This is a genomic window from Ruegeria sp. YTSA219, from assembly GCF_059609985.1.
Window position 1 is genome coordinate 330,721 of record NZ_JBXWMT010000002.1, and the last position, 15,558, is coordinate 346,278.

General features: G+C 56.4%; 17 protein-coding genes. 8 read left to right on the forward strand and 9 right to left on the reverse strand.

Translation table 11 applies throughout. The annotated features are described in order from the left end of the window. Positions 1-353: 353 nt before the first annotated feature. Entirely contained in the window at positions 354-1,265 is a 912-nt protein-coding gene (gene thyX, locus AC2FFB_RS04700; RefSeq protein ID WP_281971864.1) for an FAD-dependent thymidylate synthase, read from the reverse strand. Between the two features lie 175 nt (positions 1,266-1,440). On the opposite strand from thyX, the gene AC2FFB_RS04705 reads away from it, so the two are divergent. The 3 genes from AC2FFB_RS04705 to AC2FFB_RS04715 are packed head-to-tail and all read left to right on the forward strand — an operon-like array spanning position 1,441 to position 3,295. Further along, the gene (locus tag AC2FFB_RS04705; protein WP_142632976.1) at positions 1,441-1,869 is read left to right on the forward strand and encodes a VOC family protein; all 429 of its coding nucleotides are present in this window, start codon (positions 1,441-1,443) and stop codon (positions 1,867-1,869) included. Next, entirely contained in the window at positions 1,866-2,570 is a 705-nt protein-coding gene (locus AC2FFB_RS04710; protein WP_271947892.1) for a DUF1194 domain-containing protein, read from the forward strand. Before AC2FFB_RS04705 ends, AC2FFB_RS04710 begins: the two co-directional genes overlap by 4 nt. Beyond that, the gene (locus AC2FFB_RS04715) at positions 2,567-3,295 is read left to right on the forward strand and encodes a DUF1194 domain-containing protein (RefSeq protein WP_496688547.1); all 729 of its coding nucleotides are present in this window, start codon (positions 2,567-2,569) and stop codon (positions 3,293-3,295) included. Before AC2FFB_RS04710 ends, AC2FFB_RS04715 begins: the two co-directional genes overlap by 4 nt. Here AC2FFB_RS04715 and AC2FFB_RS04720 read toward each other — a convergent pair. The 3 genes from AC2FFB_RS04720 to AC2FFB_RS04730 all read right to left on the reverse strand — a co-directional run bounded on the left by AC2FFB_RS04720 (position 3,289) and on the right by AC2FFB_RS04730 (position 4,510). Next, on the reverse strand, positions 3,289-3,786 hold the full coding sequence (locus AC2FFB_RS04720; protein WP_496688549.1) for a MarR family winged helix-turn-helix transcriptional regulator: 498 nt from the start codon (positions 3,784-3,786) through the stop codon (positions 3,289-3,291). The two genes, AC2FFB_RS04715 and AC2FFB_RS04720, sit on opposite strands and share 7 nt — an antisense overlap. 77 nt (positions 3,787-3,863) lie before the next feature. Continuing rightward, positions 3,864-4,088, reverse strand: a complete 225-nt coding sequence (locus tag AC2FFB_RS04725; RefSeq protein WP_281971861.1) for a succinate dehydrogenase assembly factor 2 — start codon at positions 4,086-4,088, stop codon at positions 3,864-3,866. 32 nt (positions 4,089-4,120) lie between these two features. Continuing rightward, positions 4,121-4,510: a helix-turn-helix domain-containing protein gene (locus tag AC2FFB_RS04730; protein ID WP_142632968.1), complete on the reverse strand. Its 390-nt coding sequence runs from the start codon at positions 4,508-4,510 to the stop codon at positions 4,121-4,123. A 92-nt stretch (positions 4,511-4,602) separates the two neighbouring features. Here AC2FFB_RS04730 and AC2FFB_RS04735 point away from each other — a divergent pair, with 92 nt between their 5' ends. Then, a complete protein-coding gene (locus AC2FFB_RS04735) occupies positions 4,603-5,805 on the forward strand; it encodes a pyridoxal phosphate-dependent aminotransferase (RefSeq protein ID WP_496693368.1) in 1,203 nt (400 codons plus the stop codon). 11 nt (positions 5,806-5,816) lie between these two features. Further along, entirely contained in the window at positions 5,817-6,218 is a 402-nt protein-coding gene (locus tag AC2FFB_RS04740; RefSeq protein WP_281971859.1) for a hypothetical protein, read from the forward strand. Between the two features lie 7 nt (positions 6,219-6,225). On the opposite strand, the gene AC2FFB_RS04745 is transcribed toward AC2FFB_RS04740, so the two are convergent. Together AC2FFB_RS04745 and ppk2 are read right to left on the reverse strand one after the other, a co-directional pair. Further along, positions 6,226-7,590, reverse strand: a complete 1,365-nt coding sequence (locus AC2FFB_RS04745; RefSeq protein ID WP_496677908.1) for an MATE family efflux transporter — start codon at positions 7,588-7,590, stop codon at positions 6,226-6,228. 104 nt (positions 7,591-7,694) lie between these two features. Further along, entirely contained in the window at positions 7,695-8,621 is a 927-nt protein-coding gene (ppk2, locus tag AC2FFB_RS04750) for a polyphosphate kinase 2 (RefSeq protein WP_281971857.1), read from the reverse strand. Positions 8,622-8,731: 110 nt separating this feature from the next. Here ppk2 and AC2FFB_RS04755 point away from each other — a divergent pair, with 110 nt between their 5' ends. Further along, positions 8,732-9,607: an alpha/beta fold hydrolase gene (locus AC2FFB_RS04755; RefSeq protein WP_496874556.1), complete on the forward strand. Its 876-nt coding sequence runs from the start codon at positions 8,732-8,734 to the stop codon at positions 9,605-9,607. A gap of 3 nt (positions 9,608-9,610) precedes the next feature. On the opposite strand, the gene AC2FFB_RS04760 is transcribed toward AC2FFB_RS04755, so the two are convergent. Then, entirely contained in the window at positions 9,611-10,219 is a 609-nt protein-coding gene (locus AC2FFB_RS04760; protein ID WP_496874557.1) for a carboxymuconolactone decarboxylase family protein, read from the reverse strand. A gap of 240 nt (positions 10,220-10,459) precedes the next feature. Beyond that, complete coding sequence (locus tag AC2FFB_RS04765) at positions 10,460-11,386, reverse strand: alpha/beta hydrolase (protein ID WP_496874558.1); 927 nt, start codon at positions 11,384-11,386, stop codon at positions 10,460-10,462. 387 nt (positions 11,387-11,773) lie between these two features. Here AC2FFB_RS04765 and parE point away from each other — a divergent pair, with 387 nt between their 5' ends. Together parE and AC2FFB_RS04775 are read left to right on the forward strand one after the other, a co-directional pair. Continuing rightward, a complete protein-coding gene (parE, locus tag AC2FFB_RS04770; RefSeq protein WP_496874559.1) occupies positions 11,774-13,732 on the forward strand; it encodes a DNA topoisomerase IV subunit B in 1,959 nt (652 codons plus the stop codon). 9 nt (positions 13,733-13,741) lie between these two features. Continuing rightward, positions 13,742-14,716, forward strand: coding sequence for an MrcB family domain-containing protein (locus AC2FFB_RS04775; protein WP_142632950.1), 975 nt, complete (start codon positions 13,742-13,744; stop codon positions 14,714-14,716). Between the two features lie 62 nt (positions 14,717-14,778). On the opposite strand, the gene AC2FFB_RS04780 is transcribed toward AC2FFB_RS04775, so the two are convergent. Then, positions 14,779-15,549, reverse strand: coding sequence for an alpha/beta hydrolase (locus tag AC2FFB_RS04780; protein WP_496874560.1), 771 nt, complete (start codon positions 15,547-15,549; stop codon positions 14,779-14,781). Positions 15,550-15,558: the final 9 nt, after the last annotated feature.

Here is a 15,558-nt window from a genome sequence, read left to right on the forward strand (position 1 = left end):
CGCCCTGCTGCTTTCGGGGCGCGTGGTTCAATTTTTCCACATGGCACGATTCAGGACGTACTGGTCGCACAGGTGACCACTATCGTCCAGTTGCCGGATTATCTAGTCCACACTTCCATCAGTTGTTCAGGATCGCACATCCCGGCTCTTGCCCGGTCAGAGGTGAACTGGAGCGCAAGTTTTTGGTGCATGTAGCCGTGGGTTCGCAAATCACCATCGACGATGGGGGGACTCGGCCTGTGCCACGCGAGGCAGGAACAGGGTCAGACAACCGGTTTTGATCAAAACTGAAAGTGTCATGAAACGATCGCAACCATTTCATGACGCCCCGTATAGACAGACCGCAAGCGCACTCAACTTTCCTTGATGATCGCCTCGAACTCACGCCATTCCCGCCCGGTCATGCCCGAGTTTTCCTGCGTGACCGTCTCTCCGGCCAACATCCGACGCAGGCTGTCGACCATCTGCGCGGAAAGATTGACCGCACCCAGGCGGTAATCTTCAAACGCCTTATAGGCGGCCGGCACCCAATCAGCGACGATCTTGCACATGGCATCGGCGTAAACACGAATTTCGTATTGGGCATGAGGATCCGCGCGCAGACGCAGGAAGTGGAACAGGTTGTGCAGGTCAACCTTCCAGTACCATTGCGTGTAGATATTCGCCGGAAGGTTCATCCGCGCCAGTTCACGCGCAAGCCCTTGCTGCCCGTCCTGACCCATCATCGCCTCGTAATTGTCATAACAACGCGCGCTGTCAGCTTTCAAAATCTCAAGGACGCGCGCGGCTTCTTCGCCCTGCAACGTATCGCCGCGACCCTGATTGTTGATCTCGGACTGCGCGGACACGTGCTCGGGTGCCGGGATATAGAATTCACGGTCCAAAATCGAATAGCGCGCCGAATATTCATTCACATTCGCTGTCCGGTGCCGAATCCACTGTCGCGCGACAAAAACCGGTAACTTGACGTGCAACTTTATCTCGCACATCTCAAACGGGGTCGAGTGCCAGTGCCGCATCAGATAGCGGATCAACCCTTCGTCATTTTGCACTGATTTGGTGCCCTTGCCATAGGACACGCGTGCGGCCTGACAAATCGCAGCGTCATCACCCATATAGTCGATCACGCGCACAAAACCGTGGTCCAGAACCTGATGCGCCGTGTACAGGTGTTCCTCCATCCCCGCAGCTACAACACGGCGTGTTGGATGCGATTGCGCCCGTTGCGCTTCGATCTCGGCCAGTTGGTCAGAGGACAGCGGCATGAAATTTCCTTTCCAGCAATGAGTCGCCTGCCACTATATATCGCCAATCAAAAGACAGGAACCGCGATATGTGCGCCCACATTTGCATTTTCAGAATTGTGTCCGTGCGGCCTCTCGACACGTGATGTACGCGCGCTAAGGTGCAGGGCATCACCGGAACAGAAAGGAACCCGCAATGGGGCTCACTTACCTCCACACCATGGTTCGCGTGAAGGACCTGGACAAATCCATGGCGTTTTACAAGTTGCTGGGCCTTAAGGAAACGCGCCGCTATGACAGCGAACAGGGGCGGTTTTCCCTGATCTTCATGGCTCCTGCTGGGCAAGAGGATCGACCAATCGAGTTGACCTATAACTGGGATGGGGATGACGATCTGCCCAACGACAGCCGCCATTTCGGCCATCTCGCCTATGGAGTCGACAATATTTATGAAACCTGCCAGCACCTGCAGGACAATGGAGTCGTGATCAACCGGCCACCGCGCGACGGCCGAATGGCGTTTGTCAGGTCACCCGACAATATCTCGGTAGAGTTGCTACAAAACGGTGATGCGCTGGAACCGGCCGAACCCTGGGCCAGCATGGAAAGCACCGGGCACTGGTGATCCGCTGGTTGATCACACTGGGCCTAGCCTTTTTAGCCAGCCCTCTGCGGGCCGAGCCCTGTCGCCTTGCGCTTGCGCTGGCAATGGACATTTCAACATCGGTAAGCGCAGAAGAGGACGCGCTGCAAAGGCAGGGCCTTGCCGCAGCGTTGGTTGCCCCCGAGGTGACCGAGGCCTTCTTTTCCTCGCCGATGCCGGTCGCGCTGGCTGTTTATGAATGGAGCGGCCGGGACGTTCAGCATATCATACTGGGCTGGACGATGATCAACACGCAGACCGATTTGCTGGTGGCAGCGACCACGATACAGCAATCGGTCCGATCAGACAGCGACTCGGCCACGGCGATGGGGTATGCGCTGGCCTTTGGGGCGACGCTGATGCAGCAGGCCCCGACATGTCTTTTTCAAACCATTGATCTGTCAGGTGACGGTTCGAACAACGATGGATATGGCCCGGATTCCGCCTATCGGCATTTTCCCTTTGAGAATACGATTGTGAATGGCCTGGTCATTAATGCCGCCGACTTCGAAGGCGAGCTGTATCTGATTCCCTTTTTTGAAAACAATGTCCTGTACGGCCCCGGCGCGTTCCTGGAAATCGCCGACGGGTTCCAGGATTTCGAACGCGCCATGCGGCGCAAACTTGAACGCGAACTAAAAGGTATGCAGATCGGCGCATTGTCGGGCCCCGGCCAGCGATGATACGTGCGCTTGCAACGATAGTCAGCATATTGGCCACCTCTGCGGCATCAGAATGCCGCCATGCTTTGGCTTTGGGCCTGGATGTGTCGGGATCGGTCGACAGCTCGGAATACCGGTTACAGCTTGGCGGCTTGGCAGGTGCTTTGCGCAGGCCCGAGATTAAGCAACTCTTTCTTTCAAACACAGCAAACCCGGTACACATCGCGATTTATGAGTGGAGCGAACCCGGCCACCAACGCCTGTTATTGGGCTGGACCGCAGTACAATCGGACCTCGATCTGGAGCGCATAGCCACCCTGCTCGACCATGTGAAACGCAGCGGCGCTCCGCAAGGAACCGCCGTCGGGTCCGCCATGCTGTTCGGTGCCGAACTTTTGGGCCAGAAACCCGATTGCTGGAAGCGGACATTGGATCTGTCGGGGGACGGAAAGCACAATATCGGCCTGCATCCAAGAAATGCGAAACAGACGCTCTCTGACGACGGTATCACGATCAATGGACTGGTCATCGGTGCCGACGACCCTGACATCGGTAGCACCCGCTATGTTCAGGTCGGAGAGCTGCTGGCCTATTTCAAAGCATGGGTCATCCTTGGCCCCGGCGCCTTTGTTGAGGTTGCCCTGGGCTTTGACGATTACGAAGAAGCAATGACCCGTAAACTGATCCGCGAACTTGAAGGCCTGATCCTATCGGATGCGGGACAGAGGCCGACCAAGCATCAGTAGATATAGCGGATCTGATCCGTCCAATACCGTTCTACCCGCCGCAATGCTCCGGTAATGTCTTCGATCCCTTCCAGTCCAAGCACGCCGCGCGATTGTAGGCCTTCGGCATGTCTCGAAAACAGCTCGGAGACGATATCGCGGATTTCCCGGCCCTGTGGCGTCAACCGGACACGCACCGAACGGCGGTCTATTTCGCAACGTTGATGGTGCATATACCCCATCTCGACCAATTTCTTGAGGTTGTAGCTGACATTGCTGCCTTGATAGTAGCCGCGGCTTTTCAATTCACCAGCGGTAACCTCATGATCTCCGATATTGAACAAAAGCAACGCTTGAACCGCGTTGATCTCAAGAACTCCGACCCGTTCAAACTCATCTTTGATGACGTCCAACAACAAACGATGAAGCCGCTCGACCAGAGCAAGTGCCTCAAGATAGCTGGTCATGAAGCCTTTGACCCCCGGCGCGGAGACCTGCATTTCCAAACTCATACGATCCTCCGATTCATTCGCGCAGTTTCAGGCAGAATGAAGCGAAAAGCCGAAAAATCAGTTAAGCTGGATAATCTTTATTTTTGAAAGGTTTGTGCGATTTCGGAAACAAGGTCCGAGAATTGGGCAGGTGGCAGGACCTGACCGGTGACCCATTGATACAGGTCCTGATCATTCTCGTGCAACAGGGCGTCGTAAACATCCAGCCCTGTTGCATCCATGGAGTCCAGATTGCGGTCTGCATAGGCAGCCAGAATCAGATCCATCTCTTTGATGCCGCGTCGCATGGAACGCATTTTCATCCGTTTGATCCTGACATTGCGCGGTTCGACCACTATTCCGCCTCCAGCATCATGCGCACACGTTTCTCCAGTCTTGCAGCCCGCTCGGCGCTGGCGCGCATCTCGCCTCGGATTGAACGAAGCTCGGATACGATTCCGGCCAGGTCAGGTGCGTTTTCTCCAGCCTCGACAGGGGCGTCCATCCCGTCGCCCTCGCCGGTGAGAAGCCACATGATCGAAACGTTGATCATGCCTGCCATCATCGACAGTCGGTTGGCCCGGGGCTCAGACAGATCATTTTCCCAGGCGGCAATCGTAGACTTCTTGACACCCAGCCTGCGGGCCAGATGTGCCTGCGTCATCCCCGCTGCTTCACGCGCCCCTGCCAGCCGGTCTCCGAATGTCGCCGCGTCGGGTCCGTACCAGTCATTTTCGTCGTTCATCGGGGTCTCCAAATCTCTTGTTTTATATCGCTTGATCGTCGTTCAGGCGCACCCTATGACAGTCAGGCTAAACATACAAACTGAGGCCGACCATGAGTTTCCTGTCTGCGACACTGTCACGCGTAAAACCATCTCCAACAATCGCGATGACAGCCAAGGCGGCCGAATTAAAGGCAGCCGGACGAGACGTAATCGGCCTAAGCGCCGGGGAGCCAGATTTCGACACGCCCCAAAACATCAAGGATGCTGCGGTGGCGGCCATCGCTGCTGGAAAGACCAAATACACCGCGCCCGATGGCATACCAGAGCTGAAGCAGGCGGTTTGCGCCAAGATGAAACGTGATCATGGACTGGACTATTCGCCTGCTCAGATCTCGGTCGGAACCGGTGGCAAGCAGACGCTGTATAACGCGCTGATGGCCACCATGAACGCGGGCGATGAGGTGGTCATACCTGCACCTTATTGGGTTAGCTATCCCGATATGGTTCTTCTGGCCGGGGGAACGCCTGTGACAGTTGAAACGACCTTGGAGAACAGTTTCAAACTAACCGCTGAACAGCTTGAGGCAGCAATTACACCAAGGACCAAATGGTTCATCTTCAACTCTCCGTCCAACCCAACCGGTGCAGGGTATAGCCGTGCGGAATTGAGAGCTTTGACCGATGTCCTGATCAGGTACCCGCATGTTTGGGTAATGACGGATGATATGTACGAGCATCTGGCCTATGACGGGTTTGAGTTCTGCACACCGGCAGAAGTCGAGCCCAGGCTTTATGACCGCACCCTGACCTGCAATGGTGTATCCAAAGCCTATGCTATGACTGGCTGGCGGATTGGCTATGCAGCAGGGCCTGCCGAATTGATTGCGGCAATGCGCAAGGTTCAGTCTCAATCGACCTCGAACCCCTGCTCGATCAGCCAATGGGCGGCGGTAGAGGCGCTGAACGGTACACAGTCCTTTCTGGCCCCGAACAATGAAACGTTCAAACGCCGCCGTGATCTGGTCATCAGCATGCTGAACCAGATCGAAGGAGTGACCTGCCCAACTCCGGAAGGTGCGTTTTACGTCTACCCTTCCATTTCCGGGTTGATCGGAAAGACCACGCCTGCAGGCACTTTGATCGACACAGACGAAGCCTTCGCAACCGCGCTTTTGGAAGAGGCTGACGTTGCAGTCGTCTTCGGCGCTGCGTTTGGGTTGTCCCCCAACTTCCGCGTCAGCTATGCTACGTCAGATGAAGCGCTGACCGAAGCCTGCACGCGCATTCAGAGGTTTTGTGCTTCGCTGACCTGATCGGAGACCTTATGACTGCCGAATTGCCTGAGTACTATTTCCGCATACGCGAAAACGGTGCCGCGGTTTTCCGGATCGACACGGAAAACCGCCAACGTCGGATTGAAATGAACCAGATCGCGGTCATCAACATCCGCAATGGAGAGGTGAAGCCGCAGGGTCAGCGCGCTCTGACTGAGGCGGATCAGGCCGAAATCGAGCGCTGGATGGCAGAACGTAAAGATCTTCTGGCGCAGCGCGATATCGACGATATTCACCGCGCGGTGGACTATCTGAACCTAACCACACAGTGGGCCCAGTCCAAAGCGACTGACCAACAGCTCGAGGACGTTACGGACCGGCTACTACTGGCGATGCATGATCTGCGCAGCGTATTGGTTCGGAAGAAAGCCGACCGGCTGAACAATGGCTAATTTGCCTTCACGCTGCCGGTTCAGCGATTATACGCACTGATCGCAGCCAGAAGCGCGCCATCAACAGTACGGCGGCACAGGCAAGACCCAGCACAAGGCCCAACCAGACACCGACGCCCTCCATGCCGCGGATGAACCCAAAATAGTAGGACGCCGGAATTCCGACGACCCAATAGCTTAGCCCCGCCATGACCATTGGCACCTTGGCATCCTGCAATCCGCGCAATAGGCCCAGCGCGATCACCTGTGCACCGTCCACCAGCTGGAACAACGCAGCCATGGCCAGCAACCCGGTACCTATGGCCAGAATCTCGGGGCGTTTCGGATCCTGCGGTTCCACAAATACGGAAATCAGAGGCTCGGCGCAGGTCAGGAACAGGATGATTGTCAGGATAGACACCACAAGGGACATCCCTGTCACGGCGACGGCACCTTTTTCCAGATGCGCGCGGTCCTTGCGGCCAAGCGCATTGCCCGCCCGGATCGTGGCAGCGTTGGACAGGCCCAGATGCACCATGAATGTCGCCGAGGCGAGGTTCAGAGCGATCCCATGCGCCGCCAGCGGCACCTGACCGATCCAACCCATCATAAAGGCCGACATCGCGAACAGAGACACTTCGGCCAGCAGGGTCAGCCCGATGGGTATGCCTAGCTTCAGAACGCTCAGCAGCATCTCCCAGTCGGGCCGCCAAAACCTTTGGAACAGGCTATGCTCGGGCAGAACTTTTACAGCATAGATGATAACCGCAATTAACGACACGGTCTGCGTCACGACCGAAGCGATAGCGGCGCCCATCACGCCCAGTTCAGGCGCACCCCAGTTGCCAAAGATCAAAGCATAGTTGGTCAGACCGTTCACCACCGCAGCAGCAACGGTGATCCACAAAACAACCTGGGTTCGCTCCAACGCCGCAAGGTAGGACTTCAAGACCATTACCACCAGAGCGGGGAACAGACCCCAGCCTGCAACCCGCAGGTATTCCGATGCAGTTTCCGCCACCTGTGGATCCTGATCTGTGGCGATCAAGATCGGGTATGACCACCACAGCAATGGCATTACCACTGCTGCATATAGCAACGACAACCAGAGCCCCATGCGGGTCGAACGGCGAATGCTGGTTTCATCGTCTTCGGCAGCGGCTGTTGCCACCATTGGCATAACGGCCAGACCGAACCCGCCCCCGAACAGGAACAGGACAAAGTAAAAGCTGCTGGCCAACGTGACCGCCGCCAAAGCTTCGACCCCGTACCAGCCAAGCATGATCGTGTCCGTCAGACCGATTGCGAACTGCGCCAGATGCCCGCCAACCAATGGCAGGCCCAGGACGGCAATGGCACGGAAATGGCCTTGATATGTCATCACCTTATTCATTCCACCAGCCATAGGCCCGGCGAAAGGCCGGGACAAGACCGGAACAGAGAAATTTCAGAGTGAGACATGGATCCGGGACAGGTGCCCTGCCCCGAACCTTAGGCCTAGCAGCGGGCGTCAGGATGCAGCGCGTTGCCCAGAATATGCTCGGATCGGTGGATCACATGATGCGCCTGACCCACGATCAAAGGATCGGGCTCGCCAACAATGCCGTGATCCTTGTCCGGGTAATCAAGTGTCGACAGAAAGTGGCGCATACAGTTCAGACGAGCGCGTTTTTTGTCATTCGATTTCACGATGGTCCAGGGCGCATCAGCGGTGTCTGTATAAAAGAACATCGCCTCTTTCGCCTCGGTATAGTCATCCCATTTGCCAAGGCTTGCCTTGTCGATCGGAGATAGTTTCCATTGCTTCAACGGATCGGTCTCACGGCTTTGAAACCGCCGCTGTTGTTCGGGTTGCGTGACCGAAAACCAGTATTTGTAAAGCTGAATTCCCGACCTCACCAACATCCGTTCAAGCTCTGGCGTCTGGCGCATAAACTCTAGGTACTCGTTCGGAGAACAGAACCCCATCACCCTCTCGACCCCGGCGCGGTTGTACCAAGAGCGGTCGTAGAACACCATTTCACCAACGGTGGGAAGCTCGTGCACATAGCGCTGATAGTACCATTGGCCCTTTTCTTCCCAGGTGGGTTTGTTAAGGGCGACCACGCGCGCCTGACGGGGGTTTAGGTGTTCCATAAACCGTTTGATTGTACCGCCCTTACCAGCCGCATCGCGCCCTTCGAACAGCAATACGAACCGTTGACCGGTTTCCTGCGCCCACAGCTGAACCTTAAGCAACTCAGCCTGCAGTTTGGCCTTCTCGGCCTCATAGACCCGCCGGGGCATCTTGCGATGATAGGGATATCTTCCGCTTTCGAATGCCTTGCGGATCTTTTCCGGGCTTGGCTCGGAAACAGCACCTGCAACAGATGTTTCGTCATTCACGCGTGGTAGATTTTGCTCGGGTTGCGCAGCTGCATCCATTCATATTCTCCTTTTTTCACTGTTCGAAAAAACGGCTAGCAGAACCGAAGCTTTCGCGCTTTGATTGGGGTCAAACCAAATTCACTTATACGGCGAAAAGGCCAAGAAACATGGAAACCCGATTTCAGATCCTGAATGGCCAGAGGTTTCATATTCGCCGTTGGGGGTCATCCGACCTGCCACCCTTGCTGATGCTGCACGGCTTTCCGGAATATGGTGGGGCATGGGCCGATCTGGCGCCACATCTGGCATCTCATTTCCATTGCATTGCCCCTGATCAACGCGGTTACGGCCAAAGCTGGGCACCAGAGGGTGTCGGCCAATATGCCACGTCCGAGCTGGTCTCGGATATGATCGCACTTGTCGAAGCTCTGGATACGCCAATCAGTGTTCTGGGCCATGACTGGGGCGCCGCGGTCGCCTATGGCCTGGCCATGTTCCGCCCAGATCTCGTCGGTCGCCTGATCATCGCAAACGGCGTTCACCCGGTGCCCTTCCAACGGGCTATGGCATCGGGCGGCGCACAATCCGCGGCCTCTCAATATATTAACGCGCTACGGGCCCCTGATGCCGCAACACACTTTGCCGCGAACAATTTTACCCGCTTGGAAAGTTTCTTTCGCCACGGGATGGGCTTGGACTGGCTGTCCGATGCCCGAATGGAGGACTATCGAACTGAATGGGCCCGTCCCGGTCGTCTGAATGCCATGCTGAACTGGTATCGGGCCTCTCCGCTGGTTGTGGCGAAACCGGGCGAGCCCTGCACAGACCTGCCCCGGCTTCCGGTCGAGCGGCTGATGGTTCGTTGCCCACATCTTTTGCTATGGGGCTCCGATGACAAAGCGCTGCTGCCCGAGGCGACAGACGGTCTGGAAGATTTCGCGCCCGACCTCACACGAGTCGATATTCCGGGCACGGATCACTGGTTACACCACCAGAAGCCCGAAGCAATGGCACAGGCAATCATTGAGTGGACAGACGGCTGAGGCCTATTTATGCCCCCAATCGGCAGGATCAGCCGAGTTATTGGGGGACAGCCCCAGAATGTCACCATCGGTAGAACATCCCAGCCCCAGAACGGTGCGGTTAGCATAGGCGAAATAGGCGCAGACCTGATTGATCTCGAGGATTTCTCCATCATCCCACCCCGCCTTGCGTAGGGCGGCGATGTCACCTTCCACCAATTCTGCAGGGGCCTGCGTCAGCTTGCGCGCATACAGCATGGCCGCAACCTGAGCAGCCTCCAATGGTGCGCTTTCAGGTGTCCCAGCTTCGATCGCGGCACGGATTGCATTACCGCGCACTTCGTCGCCTAACAGCCTTTGCAACCCGTTGAAATGATGCTCGACACAGTACCCGCAGTGGTTCAGGGAACTGACCCAGACACCCAGAGTTTCGAGAAACCACTTGGGAATCTGATTGGCCGAATGGTGCAGCACATTCTTGTACAGCGCCATATGTCCTTCCATCGAATGCGGCCGCAAGGAATGCGCCATCATGATGTTGTCGACATTGTTGTCGGGGCCGGTGACGCGGTCGTAGAGTTTCTTCAACCGACCAGTGGCCGTATTGTAGGGGATGGTTTTTATCCAGCTCATTTTAAGATTCCTGCTGTCGCGGTGATTTGTTATCCGCAGCCTAAGAGGCCTTAGAACAGGTCGCGAAACGAAATCGTCGAACTTCTGCTCTGAGCCCATTTTAGTCATTGGTCGCTTGGCAGCTCTTTGCATATGCAGCACGCCGCGAACGATGTTAAGCTGTCATACACGGTAGGTCCAACGCAGGGCCACGGCACGGGGAAAGCCTACGTACAAAACACCTTAGTTCTTTGCTTTCGTTCAGTAGAGATTTTGGGCCAAAAATTCTGCAATATCCGTTATTGACGCCTCGGCCTCAGGAATGCTCGGGTAGAACTCAAACACATGCCACATGCCTTCCCAGACTCTTAAATTGCACGTGGCTCCGGATTCTCTCATTAGCCGGTCTAAACGAACACAGCCACTCAACAGATAATCCCGCGTTCCACTGGTTACAAATACCGGGGGGAATTGGTCATCGAAAGGTCCGTAAATCGGCGACAGATCGGGGCTGGTCTGATCAGCGTTCTCTGGAATATACATTGAGCGAAATACGTCGATCTCGGACGCACGCAGGAATGGGTCGCGTCGGGCAACCCCACTATCCCCTAGGTTCTTGATATCCACCCAAGGCGACATTAGTGCCAGCGCGCGTGGAAGACGTTCTCCACGTGCCTTCAATCGGTGGACAGTTGCGAGAGCAAGATTTCCGCCGGCGGATTCTCCGCAAAGACATGCCCCAGGGTTTTCTCTGAGGAGGGTAGAGATGACATCTTCACAGACATTTAGAGCTGCAGGGAATGGGTTCTCAGGAGCAAGTGGATAATGGGGGGCAATTACTCGCGCACCGGTTTTTTCGGCGAGTTTGGCTGAAATCGGCAGGTCCTCGAAAGGGCTGCCTACCGAAAACCCTCCCCCGAAAAGATAGATGATTTCGCGGTTGCCCCGTGGAACCGGCGGATCGATGACCATGCAGGTCACGCCCTCAATCATCCGTTCTGACAAGGATACTCCTGTCACTTCTATCACATCGCTTGAGACTGGAGCGTTGGCTTCGTGCAACATCGCCCGAATCTCGGAGATTGGCTGGCCAAAATCCCTTAGGGTGGTTGCTATCGCCTGAGCTGCGAGCGTTTCTGCCTCGAGGCTGATTTCAGCGAACTCTTGGTTTGCTTCTTTTCTTGGCATGCAAATTCTCCAAAGAGGCCAGCTGGTTCTTTTTGACGAGTCAGGTTCGGGTGCGAGGACAGAGTTTGCACAGTGGCGGACAATGACCAAACGGTTTCTATGACGCATCTCAGAGTATTTCGCAGTGTTGCTTGGGCTTGAACCGACCGCCTGCTCTGCCCTCCGTTCGAGACACCGGGAGGCGCTCTTGGCGTTGTTTTTCGCGACTGCGGCGAAAGCCCGCAAGGTCCGCATCGTTTCCATTAGTGATAGCTGGTGCCGCAACCATATTGATTATCCTCTAATCGGCCAACCAGCCCCAATCCACCCACAACACCTCGCGTCCCTCTTCCCCCGGACCACATCACCTGCCATAATGGGGGAAACTCAAAAACAAGAGCAGCCCATATGCCCGACGATCTGTTGACGCCCGAAGCGACCAATACCTATGACGCCTCATCCATTGAGGTGCTCGAAGGTCTTGAACCTGTTCGCAAACGCCCCGGCATGTATATCGGCGGCACGGATGAGCGTGCGCTGCACCATATGGTCGCTGAAATCCTCGACAACTCGATGGACGAAGCGGTGGCAGGCCATGCCAACCGGATCGAGGTCGAACTGCACGCAGATTACGCCCTGACCGTGCGCGACAATGGGCGCGGCATTCCGATCGATCCGCACCCGAAATTCCCCGACAAATCCGCGCTTGAGGTCATCCTGTGCACATTGCACGCGGGCGGCAAGTTTTCGGGTAAAGCGTATCAGACCTCGGGCGGTCTGCATGGGGTTGGCGCATCTGTGGTCAATGCTTTGTCGGATTCCATGGTTGTTCAGGTGGCCCGCGACAAACAGCTGTTCGAACAACGCTTCTCGCGCGGAGTACCTCAGGGACCGGTTGAGAAGGTTGGTGCTGCCCCCAATCGGCGCGGCACCACTGTGACCTTCCATGCCGATCCCGACATCTTTGGCCACCACAAATTCAAACCCGCGCGGCTGTTCAAATCCATCCGCTCCAAAGCCTACCTTTTCTCGGGCGTCGAAATCCGATGGAAAACCGCCATCGATGACGGCGAAACCCCGACCGAGGCGACGTTCCACTTTCCCGGCGGGTTGTCGGATTACCTGAAGGAAACGATGAACGGCTCGTCCACCTATGCCGATCAGCCCTTTGCCGGCACCGTGGATTTCCGCGAAAAATTCAACGCCCCCGGCAAGGTCGAATGGGCGATCAACTGGACCCCCTCACGCGACGGGTTCATCCAATCATACTGTAACACCGTCCCCACGCCCGAAGGCGGCACCCATGTGGCAGGCTTCTGGGGCGCTGTCCTCAAGGGCATCAAAGCTTACGGCGAGCTGATCAACAACAAAAAGGCCGCGCAGATCACCCGCGACGACCTGGTCACCGGCGGCTGCGCCCTGGTGTCCTGCTTTATCAGCGAGCCTGAATTCGTTGGCCAAACCAAAGACCGCCTCGCCACGGTCGAAGCACAGCGGCTGGTCGAAAACTCGGTCCGTGACCATTTCGACAACTGGCTGGCCGCAGATAACAAATCCGCCGGAGCGATCCTCGACTTCCTCATTCTAAGGTCCGAGGAGCGCCTGCGCCGACGGGCTGAAAAGGAAACGCAACGCAAGTCCGCCACTAAGAAACTTCGTCTCCCCGGCAAGCTGGTGGACTGTTCCAGTTCAACCCGCGACGGCACCGAATTATTCATCGTCGAGGGCGACTCGGCGGGCGGCTCGGCCAAGATGGGCCGCAACCGCAAAACACAGGCGCTGCTGCCCCTGCGCGGCAAAATCCTGAACGTGTTGGGCGCGGCCAGTTCCAAGCTGGGCACCAATGCCGAGATCAACGATCTGACCCAGGCGCTGGGTGTCGGGCTTGGCACCCGTTTCAACGTCGATGACCTGCGCTATGATAAGATCATTATCATGACCGACGCGGATGTCGACGGCGCGCATATCGCGGCGCTGCTGATGACGTTCTTCTTTACCCAGATGCGGCCCATGATCGACGCGGGCCACCTCTACCTCGCCTGCCCGCCGCTGTATCGCCTGACGCAAGGCGCCAAACGCGTCTATTGTCTGGACGAGGCCGAGCGCGACGAGTGGATGGAGAAAGGTCTGGGCGGCAAGGGCAAGATCGACGTGTCCCGCTTTAAGGGTCTGGGCGAAATGGACGCCAAAGACCTGAAAGAAACCACGATGGACCCCGCGTCCCGGAAATTGATCCGGGTCACCATCGACGAGGACGAACCCGGCGAGACCGGCGACCTAGTCGAGCGTCTGATGGGCAAAAAACCCGAACTGCGGTTCCAATACATACAAGAGAACGCGCGGTTTGTGGAGGAGTTGGATGTTTGAGTAATCGAGATGCTTCATGAGTATTTGTCACGACTTGCGCGCGACTACGTCTATGAACGAGCTAAAAACTTCTCGGGAAGCAATTTCGGTAACTTTGTTCGGCACGACGTTGCACTAGAAGCCAAAAAGCGCCTGGTATTTCTACCATACGAACTCGAAGTCAAAGCGAGCGTTGGTCAATCTCGTTGGGCAGCGGTTCCATGGTTAGCATTCTTCGACCCACTAGTCACAGATACAGCCACCCGTGGGTACTATGTAGTCTACTTAATTAACGCCCAGACAGAAGAAATCGTTCTGTCTATGAATCAGGGTACTACCGAAGTCTATCGTGAGTTCGGAGAGACTGAAAAAGGGCGAGAAATCCTAGCTCGGCGAGCCGTGGACATAGCGGAAAGGGTTCCCGAATTTTCCGAAAGATTTGACAGGAGTTCAATCGATCTCGGGTCGAACGAAAAACTTCCAGCGGGGTATGTGGCGGGACACTCTTTCGGTAGAGTCTATCACGCAGGTTCGCTTGACCCAGACCTATTTAATGAAGATCTGGAAATGATGCTCGGAGCCTATAAAGCACTTGTCGATCGCGGTGGCAGAACTCCGGTCGACACTATGATGGAGGAAGCAGAGTCGACTGACATCATTGAAACAAGGAAATATGTGCTTTCACGAAGAATCGAGCGTGCAAAAAATGTGCGGGTACGTGTTTTGGAGCGACGTGGACTAAAATGCGAAGGATGCGGTCTATCACCGATCGAACACTATCGATACGAAGGCCCGATAAAAAGCATTCCACTCGATGTTCACCACGCAAAGCCAATCAGGGAGCTCTCGGAAGGTGAAAGCCGTAGGTACAAAATTCCGGACGATTTCTTAGTACTTTGTCCGACTTGTCATCGCGTGATCCACAAACAGAACGATGAATCCGATTTAGAAGAGCTCAAGCGCGGCATCGGCTTTCTTCACGCCAAAAAGATCAACTGGGTTTAGCGAGCATTGAGCAGATGCTCGCCCGCTTCTATTGGGCTGCCTGGTGGGTGTAGACACCTATCCTACCCAGAATTCCCCTCCGACCACTCCGCAATCTGCCCCGCTGGCCCCTTCCACCCCGGCTCCATGAACAGAAAATGCGCGTGGTTCTCGACCGGCAGAAACGTCGCGCGGTCTCCGTAGAGCTTCGCCAACGCACGGCAGGTGTTGGGGTTCACGGCCCGATCCTCGGTGCCCGAGACGATCAGAACCGGGCAGTCGACCTTGTCGATATCCACCTTCATCGCGTGGTGGTCGTCGAACATCCAAAAGAACATCTCGAACATCACCCTGCCGCTTTCCGGGCCAAGCTGGTCGAACACCTCATGCTGCTGCGCCTCGGGCATTTTGTTGAGTGCAAAGGGCGCCATCAGATCGAACTCAACCCGCATGGGCTGTTTCCAGAACGCCCCGCCCTCCATCAGCGCGCGCGGAACGGCGCGTTCGTCGTCGGTTTCGGGCAGCGTGCCCCATGGCGCGTTCGGATTGATCAGAACGATGGCGCTGGCCAAGCCGCGCGCTGCCACCTGCTGCGCCACTACGCCTGCGATGGCGTGACCCAGCAGCACCGGCTTGCCGTCCAGCCCCTGCACGAACTCTGCAATGTCGTTGGCATAGTCGGTGACGCTGACGTCGGTCAGGCCCGGATCGGGTTCGGCCTTGGAGTCGCCGCCATGGTACCGCAGAGCAGGCGTGTGCACGGTCCAGCCCCGGTCGCGGAAGAACCCCGCGTAATCGGCCATACACCACGGTCCGGCAAAGGCTCCGTGGATCAGAACAATCTCTTTGGTCATGGAAACGCC